Source organism: Pseudomonas sp. fls2-241-R2A-110 (genome assembly GCF_030209165.1).
Lineage (GTDB): Bacteria > Pseudomonadota > Gammaproteobacteria > Pseudomonadales > Pseudomonadaceae > Aquipseudomonas.
In genome coordinates, this window is record NZ_JARVSN010000005.1 from 265,173 (window position 1) to 282,612 (window position 17,440).

The window sequence follows — 17,440 nt, forward strand, 5'->3', positions numbered from 1 at the left end:
CTCGCGAAAGCGGCCCGACATTCACAACAGCACCAAAACCCTGCCACTACCGCTCAAACAACTCCATCTGCTCAAACCCGCCCCGCAAATCCTCCAGCCTCACCCCAACCCCCAGCAATCGAACCGGTTTGCCGCCGCGATTGAACGCCTGCGTCAGCAGCAACTGATAACTTCCCAAGGTCCGCCCTGCCCCGGCCTGCTCCAGCGTCGTCTGGGTAAAATCATGGAATTTCACTTTGACGAACGGCTTGCCGGGCCGATAGCTACTATCGATTCGCGCCATGCGACCCGCCAGGGTTTCCAGCAGCTCGGGGAGCTTGTCCAGGCAACTCACCAGATCCGGGAGATCCACGTCGTAGGTGTTTTCAACACTGATCGACTGTCGACGACTGTCGTTGTGTACCAGACGGTCATCGATCCCACGTGCCAGGCTCCAGAGTCGTTCGCCGAAACTGCCGAATTCACGCACCAGCGCCAACTTGTCCCATTCCCGCAGGTGCGAACAATCGACAATGCCGAGTCGGCCCAGCTTGTCGGCGGTCACTTTTCCGACGCCGTGCAGCTTGCTGACTGACAGACCGCTGACAAAGTCTTCGACCTGATCCGGCGTAATGACGAACAAACCATTGGGTTTCTTCCAGTCACTGGCGATTTTGGCGAGAAACTTGTTTGGCGCCACGCCCGCCGAAACGGTGATGTGCAGTTGATTAGAGACGCGACGACGAATGTCCTGGGCAATACGCGTGGCGCTGCCGCCGAAATGCGCACTGTCCGACACGTCCAGATAGGCTTCATCGAGGGAAAGCGGCTCGATCAGGTCGGTGTAATCGCGAAAGATCGTGTGAATTTCCTTCGATGCTTCTCTATAAGCCTCCATGCGCGGCTTGACGATAGTCAGGTCAGGGCAGAGCTTCAAGGCATGCCCGGAAGACATCGCCGAACGCACGCCGTAGGCCCGCGCCTCGTAGTTGCAGGTGGCGATAACCCCACGTCTGTCAGCCGAACCACCCACCGCCAGCGGCTTACCCGCCAGGCGCGGGTCGTCACGCATCTCGATGGCGGCGTAGAAGCAATCACAATCGACGTGGATGATTTTTCGCTGCGTCATATAAAAGCGGTGTTCATGTGAAGAAATGGAGTGTTACCGAGTCAGATCGGCAGTATCTCACTGGCACCTGTATATAGCACCAGTAGTCTGAATGTTCTTTTCCACACGTAGGAAAAGTGTCGATGAATTTATTTTTTCAATCGAAAAGCATCAGCCAATAGAGCTGAAACCCTTGTGATACCTGCCTTGCGCGCCGATCCAACTGACCGAATCGACCGCTAAGCGATTGAACATGAACAGGTTTTTTCCAGATTGAGGTTGACACCCCTGCGTTCCTCTGTAGAATGCCGACACACAGACGCGGGATGGAGCAGTCTGGTAGCTCGTCGGGCTCATAACCCGAAGGTCGTCGGTTCAAATCCGGCTCCCGCAACCAAACATCAAAAAAGGCTACTCGAAAGAGTGGCCTTTTTTGTGCGCGTCTGTTTTGTGAATTGAGCGCTTAAATGAACAGAACCTCCTTTCGCGGGTGAAACCAGGAAATCGTTCTGATTCCGAAACTTAAGGCTCGGCAGCGACCGTTCGCCGCTCATTTACGCTTATTTGACCCTTCTGGGGATTAACGGTTGACACCCACGCGTTCGCCTGTAGAATGCCGCCACACAGACGCGGGATGGAGCAGTCTGGTAGCTCGTCGGGCTCATAACCCGAAGGTCGTCGGTTCAAATCCGGCTCCCGCAACCAAACATCAAAAAAGGCTGCTCGAAAGAGTGGCCTTTTTTGTATCTATTGAAAAAGTCCTTTCGCAACAATGACCTGTCACTGTGTAGTGAAGCGTTCCGGATCAACGAAGCTCTGAGACCAGACTATGCTGAATCGCAGACAGAACCCTCTACCACTGATGACATGCCATCACCGCTACCCGGTGAGAGGCGTTAATATTTGTGATTATTTTTTTCTACAGGGATTGGTAACTTGGCTCGATACCTCCATCCTGTCGCGCACAATCCAAGAGGTGATTGATGCGCGCCAACTCGTCTGATCCACAAGACACCGTCACAGCGACACAACCGATCAAGCCCGAGCGTTTGCGCTTGCTGGATCTGGTCAGCAAATATCGTCAACCCATTGGTCTGGCGGTCACTCTGCTGTTGTTCGCTATCGCGCTGATTGCCTGTCGTCATCTGCTGAGCGAGCTCGACCTGTACGCTTTGCACGACTCGATCCTTGAAGTTCCCAAGCCTGCACTGCTTGGGGCGCTGGGTGCGACCGTGGCCGGGTTCATTATTCTGCTGGGATATGAATGGTCGGCCAGTCGCTACGCCGGTGTGAAATTGGCGCCGCGCATCCTCGCGCTCGGCGGCTTTACCGCGTTCGCCATCGGCAACGCCATCGGCCTGTCCATGCTCTCGGGTGGCTCGGTGCGTTACCGTTTATATGCGCGCCATGGCCTGGGGGCTTCTGACGTCGCCCACATGACCTTGTTCGCCAGCCTCTCGCTGGGTTGCGCCCTGCCACCGCTGGCCGCTCTGGCGACTCTGAGCAACCTGCCTGCCGCTTCTACCGCCTTGGGTCTGTCCGAACTGTTACTGGGGACGATTGCCGCTGCCGTGCTGCTGCTCTTTTCAGTGTTGGCCATCGGCATATACCGCCGTCGACTGCCGGAACAACCCTATCCGGACAACTTGTTGGTCAAGGTCGGCCGGCGCACCTTGCGCCTTCCTGGCCGTCGCCTGACGCTCCTGCAACTGGTCATTACCGCCCTGGACGTGGCTGCCGCCGCCACCGTGCTGTATCTGTTGCTGCCGGAAGCCCCACCGTTCGGCGCCTTCATGCTGGTGTACCTGCTGGCCCTGGCCGCCGGCGTGCTCAGTCATGTACCCGGCGGGGTCGGCGTGTTCGAAGCGATTCTGCTGGCAGCTTTCGCCGACAAACTCGGCGCGGCGCCACTGGCGGCCGCACTGCTGCTGTATCGCTTGATCTACGTGATTCTGCCGTTGCTGGTAGCTTGCCTGATGCTGCTGATCAATGAAGGTCAGCGCCTGTTCCAGACGCGCCAATCATTGCGGGCCGCGTCCGGCCTGGCCGCACCGATCCTGTCGGTGCTGGTGTTCCTGTCGGGCGTGGTGTTGCTGTTCTCCGGCGTGACTCCGGAAATCGACACCCGCCTGGAACACATCGGCTTTCTGATTCCGCACCGATTGGTCGACGCCTCGCACTTCGGCGCCAGCCTGGTCGGTGTTCTCTGCCTGTTGCTGGCCCAAGGCCTGCGCCGCCGACTGTCGGCCGCATGGATGCTGACCACCATTCTTTTGCTGGTGGGCGCCCTGCTCTCCCTGCTTAAAGGGTTCGACTGGGAAGAAGCTTGCCTGATGACCCTCATCGCGAGCCTGCTCGGGGTCTTTCGCCGCTCGTTCTATCGCCCGAGCCGTTTGACCGAATTGCCGTTCTCGCCGCTGTACCTGGTGTCCAGCCTGTGCGTGCTCGGGGCGTCGATCTGGTTGCTGTTGTTTGCCTATCAGGACGTTCCGTACAGCCATCAACTCTGGTGGCAGTTCACCCTCGACGCCGACGCTCCGCGCGGCCTGCGCTCGTTGCTCGGCGCAGCGGTGCTGCTGGTGGTGGTGTCCCTGACCTGGCTGCTGCGCACCGCGCGTCCGGTGATCCATCTGCCGACACTGGATGAACTGGACCGTGCGGTGAAAATCCTCATGGCTTCCTCGCAACCGGACGGCGGCCTGGCCCTGACCGGTGACAAGGCGTTGCTGTTCCACCCTAACGACCAGGCGTTCCTGATGTACGCCCGCCGTGGGCGCAGCCTGGTGGCCTTGTACGACCCGATCGGCCCGACCCAGCAACGGGCGGAGATGATCTGGCAGTTCCGCGACCTGTGCGACGTCCACCATGCGCGCCCAGTGTTCTATCAAGTGCGCGCCGAGAACCTGCCGTACTACATGGACATCGGCCTGACCGCGATCAAACTGGGCGAAGAAGCCCGAGTCGATCTCAAGCGCTTTGATCTCGAGGCCAAGGGCAAAGAGATGAAAGACCTGCGCTACACCTGGAACCGGGGCACCCGTGATGGTCTGTCGCTGGAGATCTTCGAGCCGGGTCAAGCGCCGATGGACGAGCTCAAGGTGATTTCCGATGCCTGGCTGACGGGCAAGAACGTGCGCGAGAAAGGTTTCTCGCTCGGCCGTTTCAGCGATGACTACCTGAAACATTTCCGGGTGGCAGTGATTCGTTTCGAAGGACGCCCGGTGGCGTTCGCCAACCTGCTCGAGACGTACGGCCATGAATTGGCCAGCCTCGACCTGATGCGCGCACACCCGGACGCCCCCAAGCTGACCATGGAATTCATGATGATCGGCTTGATCCAACATTATAAAAATCATGGATACGCGCGTTTCAGCCTGGGCATGGTGCCGCTGTCGGGGTTGCAACCCCGCCGTGGCGCACCTCTGACCCAGCGTCTGGGTTCGATGGTATTCCGCCGTGGTGAGCAGCTCTACAACTTCCAAGGCTTGCGCCGCTTCAAAGACAAATTCCAGCCCGACTGGGAACCCCGTTATATGGCCGTGCCCGCCGGACTCGATCCGCTGGTTGCCCTGGCCGACACTGCTGCCCTGATTGCGGGCGGCTTGACTGGATTGGTGAAACGCTGATGATTCGACGCTCCTTGCGGTACGTACTGGCCACACTGGTAGTGCTGGCCCTGATTCTCGGTGGCGGTTACTGGTACCTGAAACGTCCGGCACCGGAACCAACCCTCGAACGGCTGACGCCCGCCGATGGCGCCGCGATCACGCGCGTCATTCCCGGAAGAACTCCACGCGCCCAGGTGCTGGTAGCGGTCAACGACGAGCAAAAGCTCAGCGACCAGCAATTGCTGACTTTGAGCCGCACCGCGTCGGCACAGATTGTTCAGGTCATTTTGCCCAAGGACTGCTTGCTGCAAAGTCGCGCATTGCAATCGGGTCTGAGAGAGCTCAAAGGCCCGGCGACCCTGGTCAGTGGTATCGGTCCTGGTGCCGTGCTGGCCTGGCGCTGGTTGTCCGAACAGAAGAACGACAAGGCCCAGGCCGTTTCGGTGGACCTGGCCCTGGAAAAACCGGGTTGCACGCACCTGCTGCCGAAAAGTGCTGCTCACGGCCACTGGCTGGTGGCGTGGAACGACAACCCGGATGACACCAGTGCCGGCTTCGTGCGCGACCAACCGAATGCCGAAACCAGCATCAGCGACTACGACATCAATCTGCCGCAAGTGCTGAACAACGAACTGCGCAAAATTCTCGTCGGCGGCGACAAAGCTGCTGGCGGCTTGCAGATTCCAGTGGTCGAAGTGCCGGCAGGTCAGGCCAAGGACACCGTCACTCTGTTCCTCTCCGGTGACGGCGGCTGGCGCGACCTGGACCGCGACGTCGCGGGCGAAATGGCCAAGATCGGCTATCCAGTCGTCGGCATCGACACCCTGCGTTACTACTGGCAGCACAAGAGCCCGGAGCAAAGCGCGCTGGACCTCGCCGAACTGATGCAGCACTACCGGCAAAAATGGGGCACCAAGCGCTTCATCCTGACCGGTTATTCGTTTGGCGCCGACGTCCTGCCGGCGATCTACAACCGCTTGGCCGAATCGGAACAGCAGCGCGTCGACGCAATCATCCTGCTCGCCTTCGCCCGCACCGGCAGCTTCGAGATCGAAGTCGAAGGCTGGCTCGGCAACGCCGGCAAAGAAGCCGCCACCGGCCCGGAAATGGCCAAGCTGCCTCCAGAGAAAGTGGTGTGCATCTACGGTGCAGAAGAAGTCGACGAAAGCGGCTGCACCGACAAGACCGCCGTAGGCGAAGCGATGAAACTGCCTGGCGGCCATCACTTCGACGAGAACTACCCGGCGCTGGCACAGCGGTTGGTGGACATCATCGTCAAGCGTCAGGCCAAGGACGGAGCGACGGCTCAGGAGTGATCTGAGTTAAGCCACGAAAAAGCCCCCGCAGCCGTTTGGTTGCGGGGGCTTTTTTACATGTCCGCCGCTCCTCTGTGGGAGCGAGCTTGCTCGCGATGACGGACGAGCAGCCATCATTGATATCGACTGTCAGACCGCTATCGCGAGCGAGCTCACTCCCACAGGAGATGATCAGTGGATTGAAAATCACTGGGCACAAAAAAGCCCCCGCTGCCTTCACGGCAACGGGGGCTTCCTACTTAGAGGCGACGTTCTGCGGCGCCGTATACCTCTTCGTCACGTCGAGCCCCGACTGCAACGATCAATACTTGAATAGCCTTGCCATCGACTCGATAAACAATCCGCGTGTCGCCTGTCCGGATCCGTCTACAGCCAGCCAGACTGGCTCTTAGGGGCTTGCCGCTCTTGTCCGGCTCACCATTGATAATCCGCTCTTCGATAACATCAAGAATACGGTTCGCTGCCACTGCTCCCAGCAGATCCAGATCCTTCTGGACCTCCGGATGATAGATAACGCCCCAAACCATCCATAGCTCCTTTAGTCTTTCCTGGCGTACCGTGCCCGCATATCGTCGTGACTGACGGCCTTGGCCTGATCAAAACCAATCAATCGCTCCCGGGCAGCAGCTTCAACGCGAAGGTCCTCAAGCTCATCGAGCATTTCCTGATACGCCTCGACATTGATGATGACCGCTGCGGGTTGGTTGTCTTTGAAAATGACCAGCCGCTCGGTGGCTCGGCTGGAGATTTCTTTAAGCCTCGCACTAAACCCCCTGACCATCGCAGTCACCGATATTGCTTGGTCAGCACGCTCTAACAATGCCGTCATACTCACCTCTCTACCTACTCGTGCAAATTTGAACACACAGTTCTACGCAGAGTATTGCGTTGAATTCGACATACAGCAAGCAGCAAAAAAACTGGATTCTATCGCCCTGCTCTTTTCTCGCACACGGCAAGTGTTTAGTTTCGTTTACTTCTGGTGTCGCAATATCGGATGACGCCCGCAGACCTTGTAGGCAAACTCCGAATCTCGTGTTTGGGCACTTTGCCGCCTTGTTGCGCGTTTCTTCGACGGGATAGTCTCCGGACGTCGCTGACCATTCAGCGATCGGGCTTGGAAACCCGTCAACTAGCCGCAACAGCGCCTCTTCATGATTGCATGTGTTTTTTGATCATGAGTTATGGCAGCTGTGCGTGGGACGCTCTCGGGCGTGCCGGTTTCCTAGTTCCCGGTTTTCCAACCTGCGTACAGCTGTCACCCATTTGCTTGGAAACGAATGGGGCAGCTCCTCAACTAGGATTTTGAACATGACTAAAACTGACTCAACCGCAATTTCAGATTTAAAAACCATCGGCTTCACCCCGCTCATCTACTGCCAGGATGAGGCGTTATTCAACGTCCGCGCCGGCGTCCCCATCGTTGATGCCTTGTCACAAGCCTCCGACCTGCTGTTCCTCGCCAAATCGTTTACCGAGGACGCCGCCTATGCAAAAGACACCGACCGCCACGCCTGGGCTGCGCATTACCTGACGGCGATGGGCAAGGCCGTGATTGATGACGTGGTGAAGGTGCTGACGCCGCGACCGGCGCGGACGAAGACTGAATCAGAAGAAGAAATGCCCGATAGCAAATAACACCGAAAATCCCCTGTGGGAGCGAGCCTGCTCGCGATTGCGTCAGCACAGGCAACCTTGAAAGCGACTGATCTACCGCTATCGCGAGCAAGCTCGCTCCCACAGGGACTTGCATCACCTTCAGGTCATTGCACCGGACACAAAAAAGCCCCTGTTGCCATGAAGTCAACAGGGGCTTTTTGATGGGGCTTACATCTCGACCTGTGTACCCAGTTCAATCACCCGGTTCAGCGGCAGATTGAAGAAGCGCAGGTTGCCGTTGGCGTTCTTGAGCATGAACGCGAACAACGCCTCGCGCCAGCGGGCCATGCCTTCGAGTTTGGAGGCGATGACCGTTTCGCGGCTGAGGAAGTAGGTGGTGCGCATCGGGCTGAAGTCCAGGTCCTCGAGGTGGCACAGCTTCAGTGCTTGCGGCACGTCCGGCTCGTCGACGAAACCGAAGTGCAGGATCACCCGGAAGAAGCCTTCGCCATAGGAGTCGACCTCGAAACGCCGTGATGCCGGGACCCGAGGAATGTCTTCGTACACCACCGTCAGCAGCACCACTTGCTCGTGCAGCACCTGGTTATGCAGCAGGTTGTGCAACAACGCGTGGGGGACGGCGTCCGGGCGCGCGGTCAGAAACACGGCAGTGCCCTGGACGCGGTGCGGCGGTTGCACGGCGATACTGCTGATGAAGATCGGCAGCGGCAACCCGCCCTCGTCGAGACGCTCGACCAGCAGTTGCTTGCCGCGTTTCCAGGTGGTCATCAGCACGAACAGCGCAATACCGGCGATCACCGGAAAGGCCCCGCCCTGAACGATTTTCGGCACGTTGGCGGCGAAGTACAGGCCGTCGACCAACAGGAAACCGATCGACAGCGGCACCGCGATGATCGGCGGCCACTTCCACAGCAGCAACATCACCGCCGACACCAGCACGGTGGTCATCAGCATCGTACCGGTCACCGCCACGCCATAGGCCGAAGCCAGGGCGCCGGAGGATCCGAAGCCGAGTACCAGCAGGATCACCCCGACCATCAGCGACCAGTTCACCGCGCCAATGTAGATCTGGCCCTGTTCGGCACTGGAAGTGTGCTGGATGTGCATGCGCGGAATGTAACCGAGCTGGATCGCCTGACGGGTCAGGGAGAACGCACCGGAAATCACCGCCTGGGAGGCAATCACCGTGGCCAGGGTCGATAAGCCGACCAGCGGAATCAACGCCCAGCTCGGTGCCAACAGGTAGAACGGGTTGCGAGCAGCTTCCGGGTCCCCCAGCAGCAACGCGCCCTGTCCAAAGTAGTTCAGCACCAGCGCCGGCAATACCAGGATGAACCAGGCACGGGCGATCGGCTTGCGGCCGAAGTGGCCCATGTCGGCGTACAGGGCCTCGGCGCCGGTCAGCGCCAGTACTACTGCGCCAAGAATTGCCACACCCATGCCCGGGTGGTCGATGAAGAAGCGCACGCCCCAGACCGGGTTTATCGCTTGCAACACTTCCGGGTGCTGGAAGATGCCGTGGACGCCCAGGGCACCCAGGACCACAAACCACGTCACCATGATCGGCCCGAACAGGATGCCGATGCGCGCGGTGCCGTGACTCTGGATCAAAAACAGCGCGACGAGCACGATCAACGACAGCGGCACCACCCAATGGTCGATGCCATCGAATGCCAGGCCCAGGCCTTCAATGGCCGAGAGCACGGAAATCGCCGGGGTGATCATGCTGTCGCCATAGAACAGCGCCGCACCGATCAGTCCGCAGACCACCAGCAGGGTGCGCAGTTTCGGATACCCCGACGCCGCCCGCCGCGCCAGCGCGGTCAAGGCCATGATTCCGCCTTCGCCCTGGTTGTCGGCGCGCAGCACGAACATCATGTATTTGAACGACACAACCCAGATCAGTGACCAGAAAATCAGCGCCAGGATGCCCAGCACGCCGTCATGGTTGACGGGTACGCCATAGCCACCGGAGAACACTTCCTTGAGGGTGTACAGCGGGCTTGTGCCGATATCGCCGTAAACCACACCCACCGCCGCGACCAGCATGCCGATCGGCTTTGCCGCCGAATGCTCAGCGCTTGCAGCCTGACTACTTGCCTGCCCCATCCAAAACTCCTACTACTCAGACCCGGACTTCTTATAAGAAGCACTATGCTTTGCCGTGCAGCATGCGCTGTTTTACTTAAGGTTACAGACGATTTATTGACTGTAAAAATTCGGTAAAGCGTAACGGCGCGAAGCATAGCGCAGCACTCGTCGTATTTCCCTGCATAAAGCTGGTCAAGTGCGCCTCTCATCGCTAGAATTGCGCACTTTTTGACCAGAGGCGCAACATAGCGCCCGTCTGTCGCCTTGCCGTCTTCGGCTGGAGGCGTCCCAAATACCGAGGTTAGACATGTCCACCACTCCCGCGCCAGCCAATCCAAAAGTTGGCTTCGTATCCCTGGGTTGCCCCAAAGCACTGGTCGACTCCGAGCGCATCCTTACCCAGCTGCGCATGGAAGGCTATGACGTCGTGTCCACCTACGAGGACGCCGACGTCGTGGTGGTCAACACTTGCGGTTTCATCGATTCGGCCAAGGCTGAGTCCCTGGAAGTGATCGGCGAAGCCATCAAGGAAAACGGCAAGGTCATCGTGACCGGCTGCATGGGCGTCGAAGAAGGCAATATTCGCAAGGTACACCCAAGCGTGCTGGCCGTAACCGGTCCGCAGCAATACGAGCAAGTGGTCAACGCGGTGCATGACGCCGTGCCGCCGCGCCAGGATCACAACCCGCTGATCGACCTGGTGCCGCCGCAAGGGATCAAACTGACCCCACGCCACTACGCTTACCTGAAGATTTCCGAAGGCTGCAACCACAGCTGCAGCTTCTGCATCATTCCTTCGATGCGCGGCAAACTGGTCAGCCGTCCGGTCGGTGATGTGCTCGACGAAGCCCAGCGCCTGGTCAAGGCCGGCGTCAAAGAGCTGTTGGTGATCTCGCAAGACACCAGCGCCTACGGCGTCGACGTGAAATACCGCACCGGTTTCTGGAACGGCGCGCCGGTGAAAACCCGCATGACCGAACTCTGCGAAGCCCTGAGCACCTTGGGCGTCTGGGTTCGCCTGCACTACGTTTACCCGTACCCGCACGTCGATGAGCTGATCCCGCTGATGGCCGCCGGTAAAATCCTGCCGTACCTGGACATCCCGTTCCAGCATGCCAGCCCGAAAGTCCTGAAAGCCATGAAACGCCCGGCCTTTGAAGACAAGACCCTGGCACGCATCAAGAACTGGCGCGAGATCTGCCCGGACCTGATCATCCGTTCGACCTTCATCGTCGGCTTCCCCGGCGAAACCGAAGAAGACTTCCAGTACCTGCTGGACTGGCTGACCGAAGCGCAGCTGGACCGCGTCGGCTGCTTCCAGTACTCCCCGGTCGAAGGCGCCCCGGCCAACCTGCTGGACGCGGCCATCGTGCCGGACGACGTCAAGCAAGACCGTTGGGACCGCTTCATGGCGCACCAGCAGGCCATCAGCTCGGCGCGCCTGCAACTGCGCATCGGCCGCGAGATCGAAGTGCTGGTCGATGAAGTCGACGAGCAAGGCGCGGTCGGCCGCTGCTTCTTCGATGCCCCGGAAATCGACGGCAACGTGTTCATCGACAACGGCAGCAACCTCAAGCCGGGTGACAAGGTCTGGTGCAAAGTGACCGACGCCGACGAGTACGACCTGTGGGCTGAACAGATCTAAACGCAAAAAATACACACAGCCCCGCTCTTTTCACGAGATGCGGGGCTTTTTTACGTCTATCGTTTTGTGGGAGAAAGGACTCGCACAATCAACGGTAAAAGGGGCAGCCGGCCATGCGCCAACATTCGGTCATCCACACGCCGAAACAGAGCGACTACGAAGAACTCACGCGCGTCTGGGAAGCCTCGGTGCGCGCCACCCATGACTTCCTCCCGAACAGCTACATCGAACTGCTGAAGAACCTGGTGCTGACCCGCTACCTCGACGCAGTGATGCTGATCTGCACCAAGGACGCTCGCCAGCGCATCACCGGGTTTGCCGGGGTCGCCGCGGGCAAAATCGAAATGCTCTTCATTGACCCGGCCCATCGTGGCCAAGGCTTGGGCAAGCAGTTGCTGCGCTATGCCATGGAACATTTGAACGCCGATGAGCTGGACGTCAACGAGCAGAACCCACAGGCGCTGGGTTTCTACTTCAAGCAGGGCTTTGAGGTGATCGGTCGTTCGGAAGTCGATGGTATGGGCCAGCCCTATCCGTTGTTGCATATGCGCTTGCGTCAGGCGCAACAATTGACGCGCAATGGCTGACACAACATTAAAAGCACATGCGGCAAATGGAGCCGGGATTAACCGGCGCCACGCAGGTACAATGCCCACCCCTTTTTTGTTACGGCCCTGTCATGACTGACCCGATTCGTCTCTCCAAACGCCTCATCGAACTCGTCGGCTGTTCCCGTCGGGAGGCTGAGCTGTTCATCGAGGGCGGCTGGGTCACCGTGGACGGCGAAGTCATCGACGAACCGCAATTCAAGGTCGACACCCAGAAAGTCGAGCTTGACCCGGAAGCCAAGGCCACCGCACCGGAACCGGTGACTATCCTGTTCAACGTACCGGCCGGGATGGACGCGGAAACGGCGATGGCCACCATCAGCGCCGAGACCCTGAGCGAAGAACACCGCTTCAGCAAACGTCCGCTCAAGGGCCACTTCCTGCGGCTGACCGCCAGCACCGACCTGCAAGCCAACGCCAGCGGTCTGCTGGTGTTCACCCAGGACTGGAAGATCTTGCGCAAACTGACTGCCGATTCCGCCAAGATCGAGCAAGAGTATGTGGTCGAGGTTGAAGGCGACATGGTGGCTCACGGCCTCAACCGCCTGAACCATGGCCTGACTTACAAGGGCAAGGAACTGCCGCCGGTCAAGGCCAGCTGGCAGAACGAAAATCGCCTGCGCTTTGCGATGAAGAACCCACAACCGGGCGTGATCGCCCTGTTTTGCCAGGCCGTCGGCCTGAAGGTCGTCGCCATCCGCCGCATCCGCATTGGCGGCGTGTCCATCGGCAAAGTGCCGCTGGGGCAATGGCGCTACCTGTCCGGCAAAGAGAAGTTCTAAGACTTTTCACGCCGCCATACATTTCGGCGCCGCTGTTTATGCGGCGCCCACTGCTGAATATCAGGACTGCACACCATGATCCATAATGACGTACTGCGCAGCGTGCGCTACATGCTCGACATCAGCGACAAAAAAGTCATCGAGATCATCAAGCTCGGCGGCATGGACGTCACCCTGGCAGACCTGCTGACGTACCTGGACAAGAAAGAGGAAGACGAAGAAGGCTTCGTACGCTGCCCGGACGAAGTCATGGCGCATTTCCTCGACGGCCTGGTGATCTTCAAACGCGGCAAGGACGAAAGCCGTCCGCCGCAACCTATTGAAGTGCCGGTGACCAACAACATCATCCTGAAAAAGCTGCGCGTGGCCTTCGAACTCAAAGAAGACGATATGCACGCCATCCTCAAGGCTTCGGAGTTTCCGGTGTCCAAGCCCGAGCTGAGCGCGCTGTTCCGCAAGGTCGGCCACAGCAATTACCGGGCATGCGGCGACCAGTTGCTGCGCAATTTCCTCAAGGGCCTGACCCTGCGTGTTCGCCCGCAGTAAGCGCACATGCGCCTTGAGCCGCACACCTGCGGCTCAAGGCCAGCCTGTATAGACCTTCATTCCTCGCAAAAATAGTGGCTCCGCTTCCGGCGGCTGACGACTAGGGTGTAATGACCCTCAGCTCTCAGGACTCGCCATGCACCCGTACTTTTCCCTGCAAGGCCGCACCGCACTGGTGACCGGCGGCACCCGTGGTATCGGCAAGATGATCGCCAAGGCCTATGTCGAGGCCGGCGCCAGCGTTTATGTGTGCGCTCGTGATGCCGACGCCTGCCGGCAAACCGCCGATGAGCTGAGCGCCTTCGGGGTGTGTCATGCGGTAGCTGCCAATCTGGCTCATGAGGAAGGCGTCCAGCAATTGGCGGCGCACCTGAGTGAGCAGATTGGCCAGCTGGACATTCTGGTGAACAATGCCGGCACCACATGGGGCGCGCCGCTTGAGAGTTACCCGGTCAAGGGCTGGGAAAAGGTCATGCAGCTCAACGTGACATCGGTGTTCAACTGCATCCAGCAGTTTTTGCCGCTGCTGCGAAAGGCCGGTTCGCCAGCAAATCCGGCACGGATCATCAATATTGGCTCAGTGGCCGGGATTTCTTCCTTTGGTGAAGAGGCGTATGCCTACGGCCCGAGTAAAGCGGCCCTGCATCAACTGTCGCGAATCCTGGCCCGGGAACTGGTGAGCCAGCACATCAACGTCAACGTCATTGCACCGGGGCGTTTCCCGAGCAAGATGACCCAGCACATTGGCAACGATGAGCAGGCGCTGGCGCACGATACGGCGTTGATACCCATGAAGCGCTGGGGTCGGGAAGAAGAGATGGCGGCGCTGGCGATCAGCCTGGCGAGCACGGCGGGCGCGTATATGACCGGGAATATTATTCCGCTGGATGGCGGATTCAGCCTCTGATCCGCATGATCGTTCCCACGCTCTGAGTGGGAATGCAGCCCGGGACGCCCCGCGTCCCAAAAGCGGACGCAGAGCGTCCATTGAAGCGTTCCCACGCAGAGCGTGGGAACGATCTTAGGGTGGGTTATCATGCCCGCCTCTTACCCGCTTCGACCCCCAAACCATGACCTACAGCGTTTCCCCCATCGGCTTCGTGCGCTCCTGCTTCAAGGAGAAATTCGCCATCCCGCGCCAACCGCAACTGGCCCCGGCTGCTCGCGGCGTGCTCGAACTGGTGGCGCCTTTTGATCAGGGTGATGCGGTGCAAGGCCTGGAGCAGGTCAGCCATGTCTGGCTGTTGTTCCTGTTTCATCAAGCCCTTGAAGAAAAACCACGCCTGAAAGTCCGCCCGCCTCGTCTGGGCGGCAACAAATCCATGGGCGTGTTTGCCACGCGCGCGACGCACCGGCCCAACGGCATCGGTCAATCCGTGGTGAAGCTGGACAAGGTAGAAGCCAATCGGCTGTGGATATCTGGAATAGACCTGCTCGACGGCACGCCGATTCTGGACATCAAACCCTATGTGCCTTACGCGGACATCATCGACACAGCGTCCAATAGCATCGCCAGCGCTGCGCCATCGCTGATTCCCGTGCAGTGGACGGACTCAGCCCTGCAACAGGCTCATAGCCATGCTCAGCGCCTTGAAGAGCCGTTGGTGGCACTGATCGAGCAATGCCTGGCACAAGACCCACGGCCGGCGTACCAGATTCCTGCGCCGGAGCGCGAATACGGGGCGCAATTCTGGGATCTGGATGTGCGCTGGCATTATCCCGAGGCCGGCGTGATCCGCGTTCTTGAAGTCATTCCCGCAAAATCCTGAATGCAAGAAACGAAAAAGCCCGCGATGCCTTTTCAGGCAACGCGGGCTTTTTGTGGCGAATAAAAAACCAATGTGGGAGCGAGCTTGCTCGCGAAAGCGGACTGTCAGTCAACATGATCGTTGAATGTTAAACCGCATTCGCGAGCAAGCTCGCTCCCACAGGTATTGGGCTTACTTCTCGACGAACGCACGCTCGATCAAGTAATCACCCGGCTCGCGCATCCGCGGCGAAACTTTCAAACCGAAGCTGTTCAGCACTTCGCTGGTCTCGTCGAGCATGCTCGGGCTGCCGCATAGCATGGCGCGGTCGTCCTGCGGGTTAATCGGTGGCAGTCCGATGTCGCTGAACAGCTTGCCGCTGCGCATCAGGTCGGTCAGGCGACCTTCGTTCTCGAACGGCTCACGGGTCACGGTCGGGTAGTAGATCAATTTGTCACGCAGCGCTTCACCGAAGAACTCGTTCTGCGGCAGGTGCTCGGTGATGAACTCGCGGTAAGCGACTTCATTGACGTACCGTACGCCGTGGCACAGGATCACTTTTTCGAAACGCTCGTAGGTTTCCGGGTCTTGGATGACGCTCATGAATGGCGCCAGACCGGTACCGGTGCTGAGCAGGTACAAATGTTTGCCAGGCTTCAAGTCATCCAGCACCAGGGTGCCGGTAGGCTTCTTGCTGATGATGATCTCGTCGCCTTCCTTCAGATGCTGCAACTGGGAAGTCAGCGGGCCATCAGGCACCTTGATGCTGAAGAACTCGAGATGCTCTTCCCAGTTCGGGCTGGCAATCGAGTAAGCGCGCATGAGCGGCCGGCCGTTGGGCTGTTGCAGGCCGATCATCACGAACTGACCGTTCTCGAAGCGCAGGCCCGGATCGCGGGTGCACTTGAAGCTGAACAGAGTGTCGTTCCAGTGGTGAACACTGAGGACACGCTCGTGGTTCATGTTGCTCATGTACGTGGGACTCCTGGAGATTTGCCTGCGCCAATGATGTGCGCAATTGCATCGCATTCTAATGGCAGCGACAATATCTGTTAAATGGATTATTAAGATAAGGGTTATCGGTTATATAGATATGCGATTTACTCTCCGTCAACTTCAAGTATTCGTCGCTGTCGCCCAGCAGGAAAGCGTATCCCGTGCCGCGGGCTTGCTCAACCTCTCGCAATCGGCGGCCAGCACCTCGATCACCGAGCTAGAGCGCCAGTCCAGCTGCCAGCTGTTCGACCGCGCAGGCAAACGGCTGAGCCTTAACGCCTTGGGCAAGCAGCTATTGCCACAAGCCGTGGCGCTGCTTGATCAGGCCAAGGAGATCGAAGACCTGCTCAACGGCAAGTCCGGTTTCGGCTCCCTGGCGGTTGGCGCGACCCTGACCATTGGCAATTATCTGGCGACCTTGTTGATCGGCAGCTTCATGCAACGCCATCCCGAAAGCCAGGTGAAGCTGCATGTACAGAACACAGCCAATATCGTGCAACAAGTCGCTCACTACGAAATTGATCTGGGTCTAATCGAAGGCGACTGCAGCCACCCGGACATCGAAGTGCAAAGCTGGGTCGAGGACGAACTGGTGGTGTTTTGTGCGCCTCAGCATCCATTGGCCAAACGTGGCAGGGCGACCATGGAGGAGCTGACCCATGAGGCATGGATCCTGCGCGAGCAAGGCTCTGGCACACGGCTGACCTTCGACCAGGCGATGCGTCACCATCGCAGCACACTCAATATCCGACTCGAGCTGGAACACACCGAAGCGATCAAACGCGCGGTAGAGTCAGGATTGGGGATTGGCTGTATTTCCAGATTGGCACTGCGCGATGCCTTCCGCCGCGGCAGCCTGGTGGCGGTGGAAACGCCAGATCTGGACCTGGCGCGACAGTTCTATTTCATCTGGCACAAACAGAAATATCAGACCTCGGCGATGCGCGAGTTTCTCGACCTGTGCCGCGCGTTCACCGCCGGGGTGCAGCGCAGCGACGAGATCGTCCTGCCCACCATCGCTTAAAGCAGAATCACCGCCCACACCAGCGCGATCATGCTCAACGCCACGAGCTGAGCGGCGCTGCCCATGTCCTTGGCGTTCTTGGACAGCGGGTGCAACTCAAGGGAAATGCGGTCGATGGCCGCTTCCACCGCAGAATTGAGCAATTCGACAATCAACGCCAACAGGCAGACGGCGATCAGCAACGCCTGTTCGACACGGCTGACGTTCAGAAAGAACGAAAGGGGGATCAGGATGACATTCAGCAGCACCAGTTGCCGAAAAGCCGCTTCGCCGGTAAAGGCTGCGCGCAGGCCGTCCAGCGAGTAACCGGAGGCGTTAAGGATACGTTTTAGGCCGGTTTGGCCTTTGAAAGGTGACATAGAGTGGGCA

General features: G+C 59.0%; 16 protein-coding genes and 2 tRNA genes. 12 read left to right on the forward strand and 6 right to left on the reverse strand.

Annotation, left to right across the window (positions count from 1 at the left end; all coding sequences use genetic code 11):
• Positions 1-46 precede the first annotated feature (46 nt).
• Complete coding sequence (gene dinB / locus QRN31_RS03705) at positions 47-1,108, reverse strand: DNA polymerase IV (protein ID WP_285430272.1); 1,062 nt, start codon at positions 1,106-1,108, stop codon at positions 47-49.
• Between the two features lie 299 nt (positions 1,109-1,407).
• Between dinB and QRN31_RS03710 the strand changes: the two genes are divergently transcribed.
• The 4 genes from QRN31_RS03710 (at position 1,408) to QRN31_RS03725 (ending at position 6,011) form a co-directional block, all read left to right on the forward strand.
• A tRNA-Met gene (locus QRN31_RS03710) sits at positions 1,408-1,484 on the forward strand.
• A gap of 231 nt (positions 1,485-1,715) precedes the next feature.
• A tRNA-Met gene (locus QRN31_RS03715) sits at positions 1,716-1,792 on the forward strand.
• 278 nt (positions 1,793-2,070) lie between these two features.
• Positions 2,071-4,713, forward strand: a complete 2,643-nt coding sequence (mprF, locus tag QRN31_RS03720) for a bifunctional lysylphosphatidylglycerol flippase/synthetase MprF (protein ID WP_285430274.1) — start codon at positions 2,071-2,073, stop codon at positions 4,711-4,713.
• Positions 4,713-6,011, forward strand: a complete 1,299-nt coding sequence (locus QRN31_RS03725; protein ID WP_285430275.1) for a virulence factor family protein — start codon at positions 4,713-4,715, stop codon at positions 6,009-6,011. Before mprF ends, QRN31_RS03725 begins: the two co-directional genes overlap by 1 nt.
• A gap of 239 nt (positions 6,012-6,250) precedes the next feature.
• Here QRN31_RS03725 and QRN31_RS03730 read toward each other — a convergent pair whose 3' ends face one another.
• The gene (locus QRN31_RS03730) at positions 6,251-6,538 is read right to left on the reverse strand and encodes a type II toxin-antitoxin system RelE family toxin (protein ID WP_111450975.1); all 288 of its coding nucleotides are present in this window, start codon (positions 6,536-6,538) and stop codon (positions 6,251-6,253) included.
• 11 nt (positions 6,539-6,549) lie between these two features.
• Positions 6,550-6,840 carry a type II toxin-antitoxin system Phd/YefM family antitoxin gene (locus tag QRN31_RS03735; protein ID WP_259152092.1) on the reverse strand — a complete coding sequence of 97 codons (291 nt, stop codon included), beginning with the start codon at positions 6,838-6,840 and terminating at the stop codon, positions 6,550-6,552.
• Between the two features lie 482 nt (positions 6,841-7,322).
• Between QRN31_RS03735 and QRN31_RS03740 the strand changes: the two genes are divergently transcribed.
• Positions 7,323-7,649, forward strand: a complete 327-nt coding sequence (locus QRN31_RS03740) for a DUF3077 domain-containing protein (RefSeq protein WP_285430278.1) — start codon at positions 7,323-7,325, stop codon at positions 7,647-7,649.
• A 189-nt stretch (positions 7,650-7,838) separates the two neighbouring features.
• Here the strand turns inward: QRN31_RS03740 and QRN31_RS03745 are convergent, their stop codons facing one another.
• Complete coding sequence (locus QRN31_RS03745; protein WP_285430280.1) at positions 7,839-9,740, reverse strand: potassium transporter Kup; 1,902 nt, start codon at positions 9,738-9,740, stop codon at positions 7,839-7,841.
• A gap of 289 nt (positions 9,741-10,029) precedes the next feature.
• Here QRN31_RS03745 and rimO point away from each other — a divergent pair, with 289 nt between their 5' ends.
• The 6 genes from rimO (at position 10,030) to tsaA (ending at position 15,072) form a co-directional block, all read left to right on the forward strand.
• Entirely contained in the window at positions 10,030-11,367 is a 1,338-nt protein-coding gene (rimO, locus tag QRN31_RS03750) for a 30S ribosomal protein S12 methylthiotransferase RimO (RefSeq protein ID WP_059181533.1), read from the forward strand.
• Between the two features lie 113 nt (positions 11,368-11,480).
• Positions 11,481-11,954, forward strand: coding sequence for a GNAT family N-acetyltransferase (locus QRN31_RS03755; RefSeq protein WP_285430282.1), 474 nt, complete (start codon positions 11,481-11,483; stop codon positions 11,952-11,954).
• Between the two features lie 92 nt (positions 11,955-12,046).
• Positions 12,047-12,757: an rRNA pseudouridine synthase gene (locus tag QRN31_RS03760; protein WP_090187685.1), complete on the forward strand. Its 711-nt coding sequence runs from the start codon at positions 12,047-12,049 to the stop codon at positions 12,755-12,757.
• A gap of 75 nt (positions 12,758-12,832) precedes the next feature.
• Positions 12,833-13,303: a YehS family protein gene (locus tag QRN31_RS03765; protein WP_285430283.1), complete on the forward strand. Its 471-nt coding sequence runs from the start codon at positions 12,833-12,835 to the stop codon at positions 13,301-13,303.
• Between the two features lie 136 nt (positions 13,304-13,439).
• Positions 13,440-14,210, forward strand: coding sequence for an SDR family oxidoreductase (locus tag QRN31_RS03770; protein ID WP_285430284.1), 771 nt, complete (start codon positions 13,440-13,442; stop codon positions 14,208-14,210).
• Between the two features lie 163 nt (positions 14,211-14,373).
• Positions 14,374-15,072, forward strand: a complete 699-nt coding sequence (gene tsaA / locus QRN31_RS03775) for a tRNA (N6-threonylcarbamoyladenosine(37)-N6)-methyltransferase TrmO (RefSeq protein ID WP_285430286.1) — start codon at positions 14,374-14,376, stop codon at positions 15,070-15,072.
• 171 nt (positions 15,073-15,243) lie between these two features.
• Here the strand turns inward: tsaA and fpr are convergent, their stop codons facing one another.
• On the reverse strand, positions 15,244-16,023 hold the full coding sequence (gene fpr, locus QRN31_RS03780; RefSeq protein WP_003443014.1) for a ferredoxin-NADP reductase: 780 nt from the start codon (positions 16,021-16,023) through the stop codon (positions 15,244-15,246).
• Positions 16,024-16,144: 121 nt separating this feature from the next.
• Here fpr and QRN31_RS03785 point away from each other — a divergent pair, with 121 nt between their 5' ends.
• Positions 16,145-17,071, forward strand: a complete 927-nt coding sequence (locus tag QRN31_RS03785) for a LysR family transcriptional regulator (protein ID WP_285430289.1) — start codon at positions 16,145-16,147, stop codon at positions 17,069-17,071.
• Here the strand turns inward: QRN31_RS03785 and QRN31_RS03790 are convergent.
• Positions 17,068-17,430 (reverse strand): diacylglycerol kinase, encoded by a 363-nt coding sequence (locus QRN31_RS03790; protein WP_008153979.1) that lies wholly within the window; start codon positions 17,428-17,430, stop codon positions 17,068-17,070. The two genes, QRN31_RS03785 and QRN31_RS03790, sit on opposite strands and share 4 nt — an antisense overlap.
• Positions 17,431-17,440: the final 10 nt, after the last annotated feature.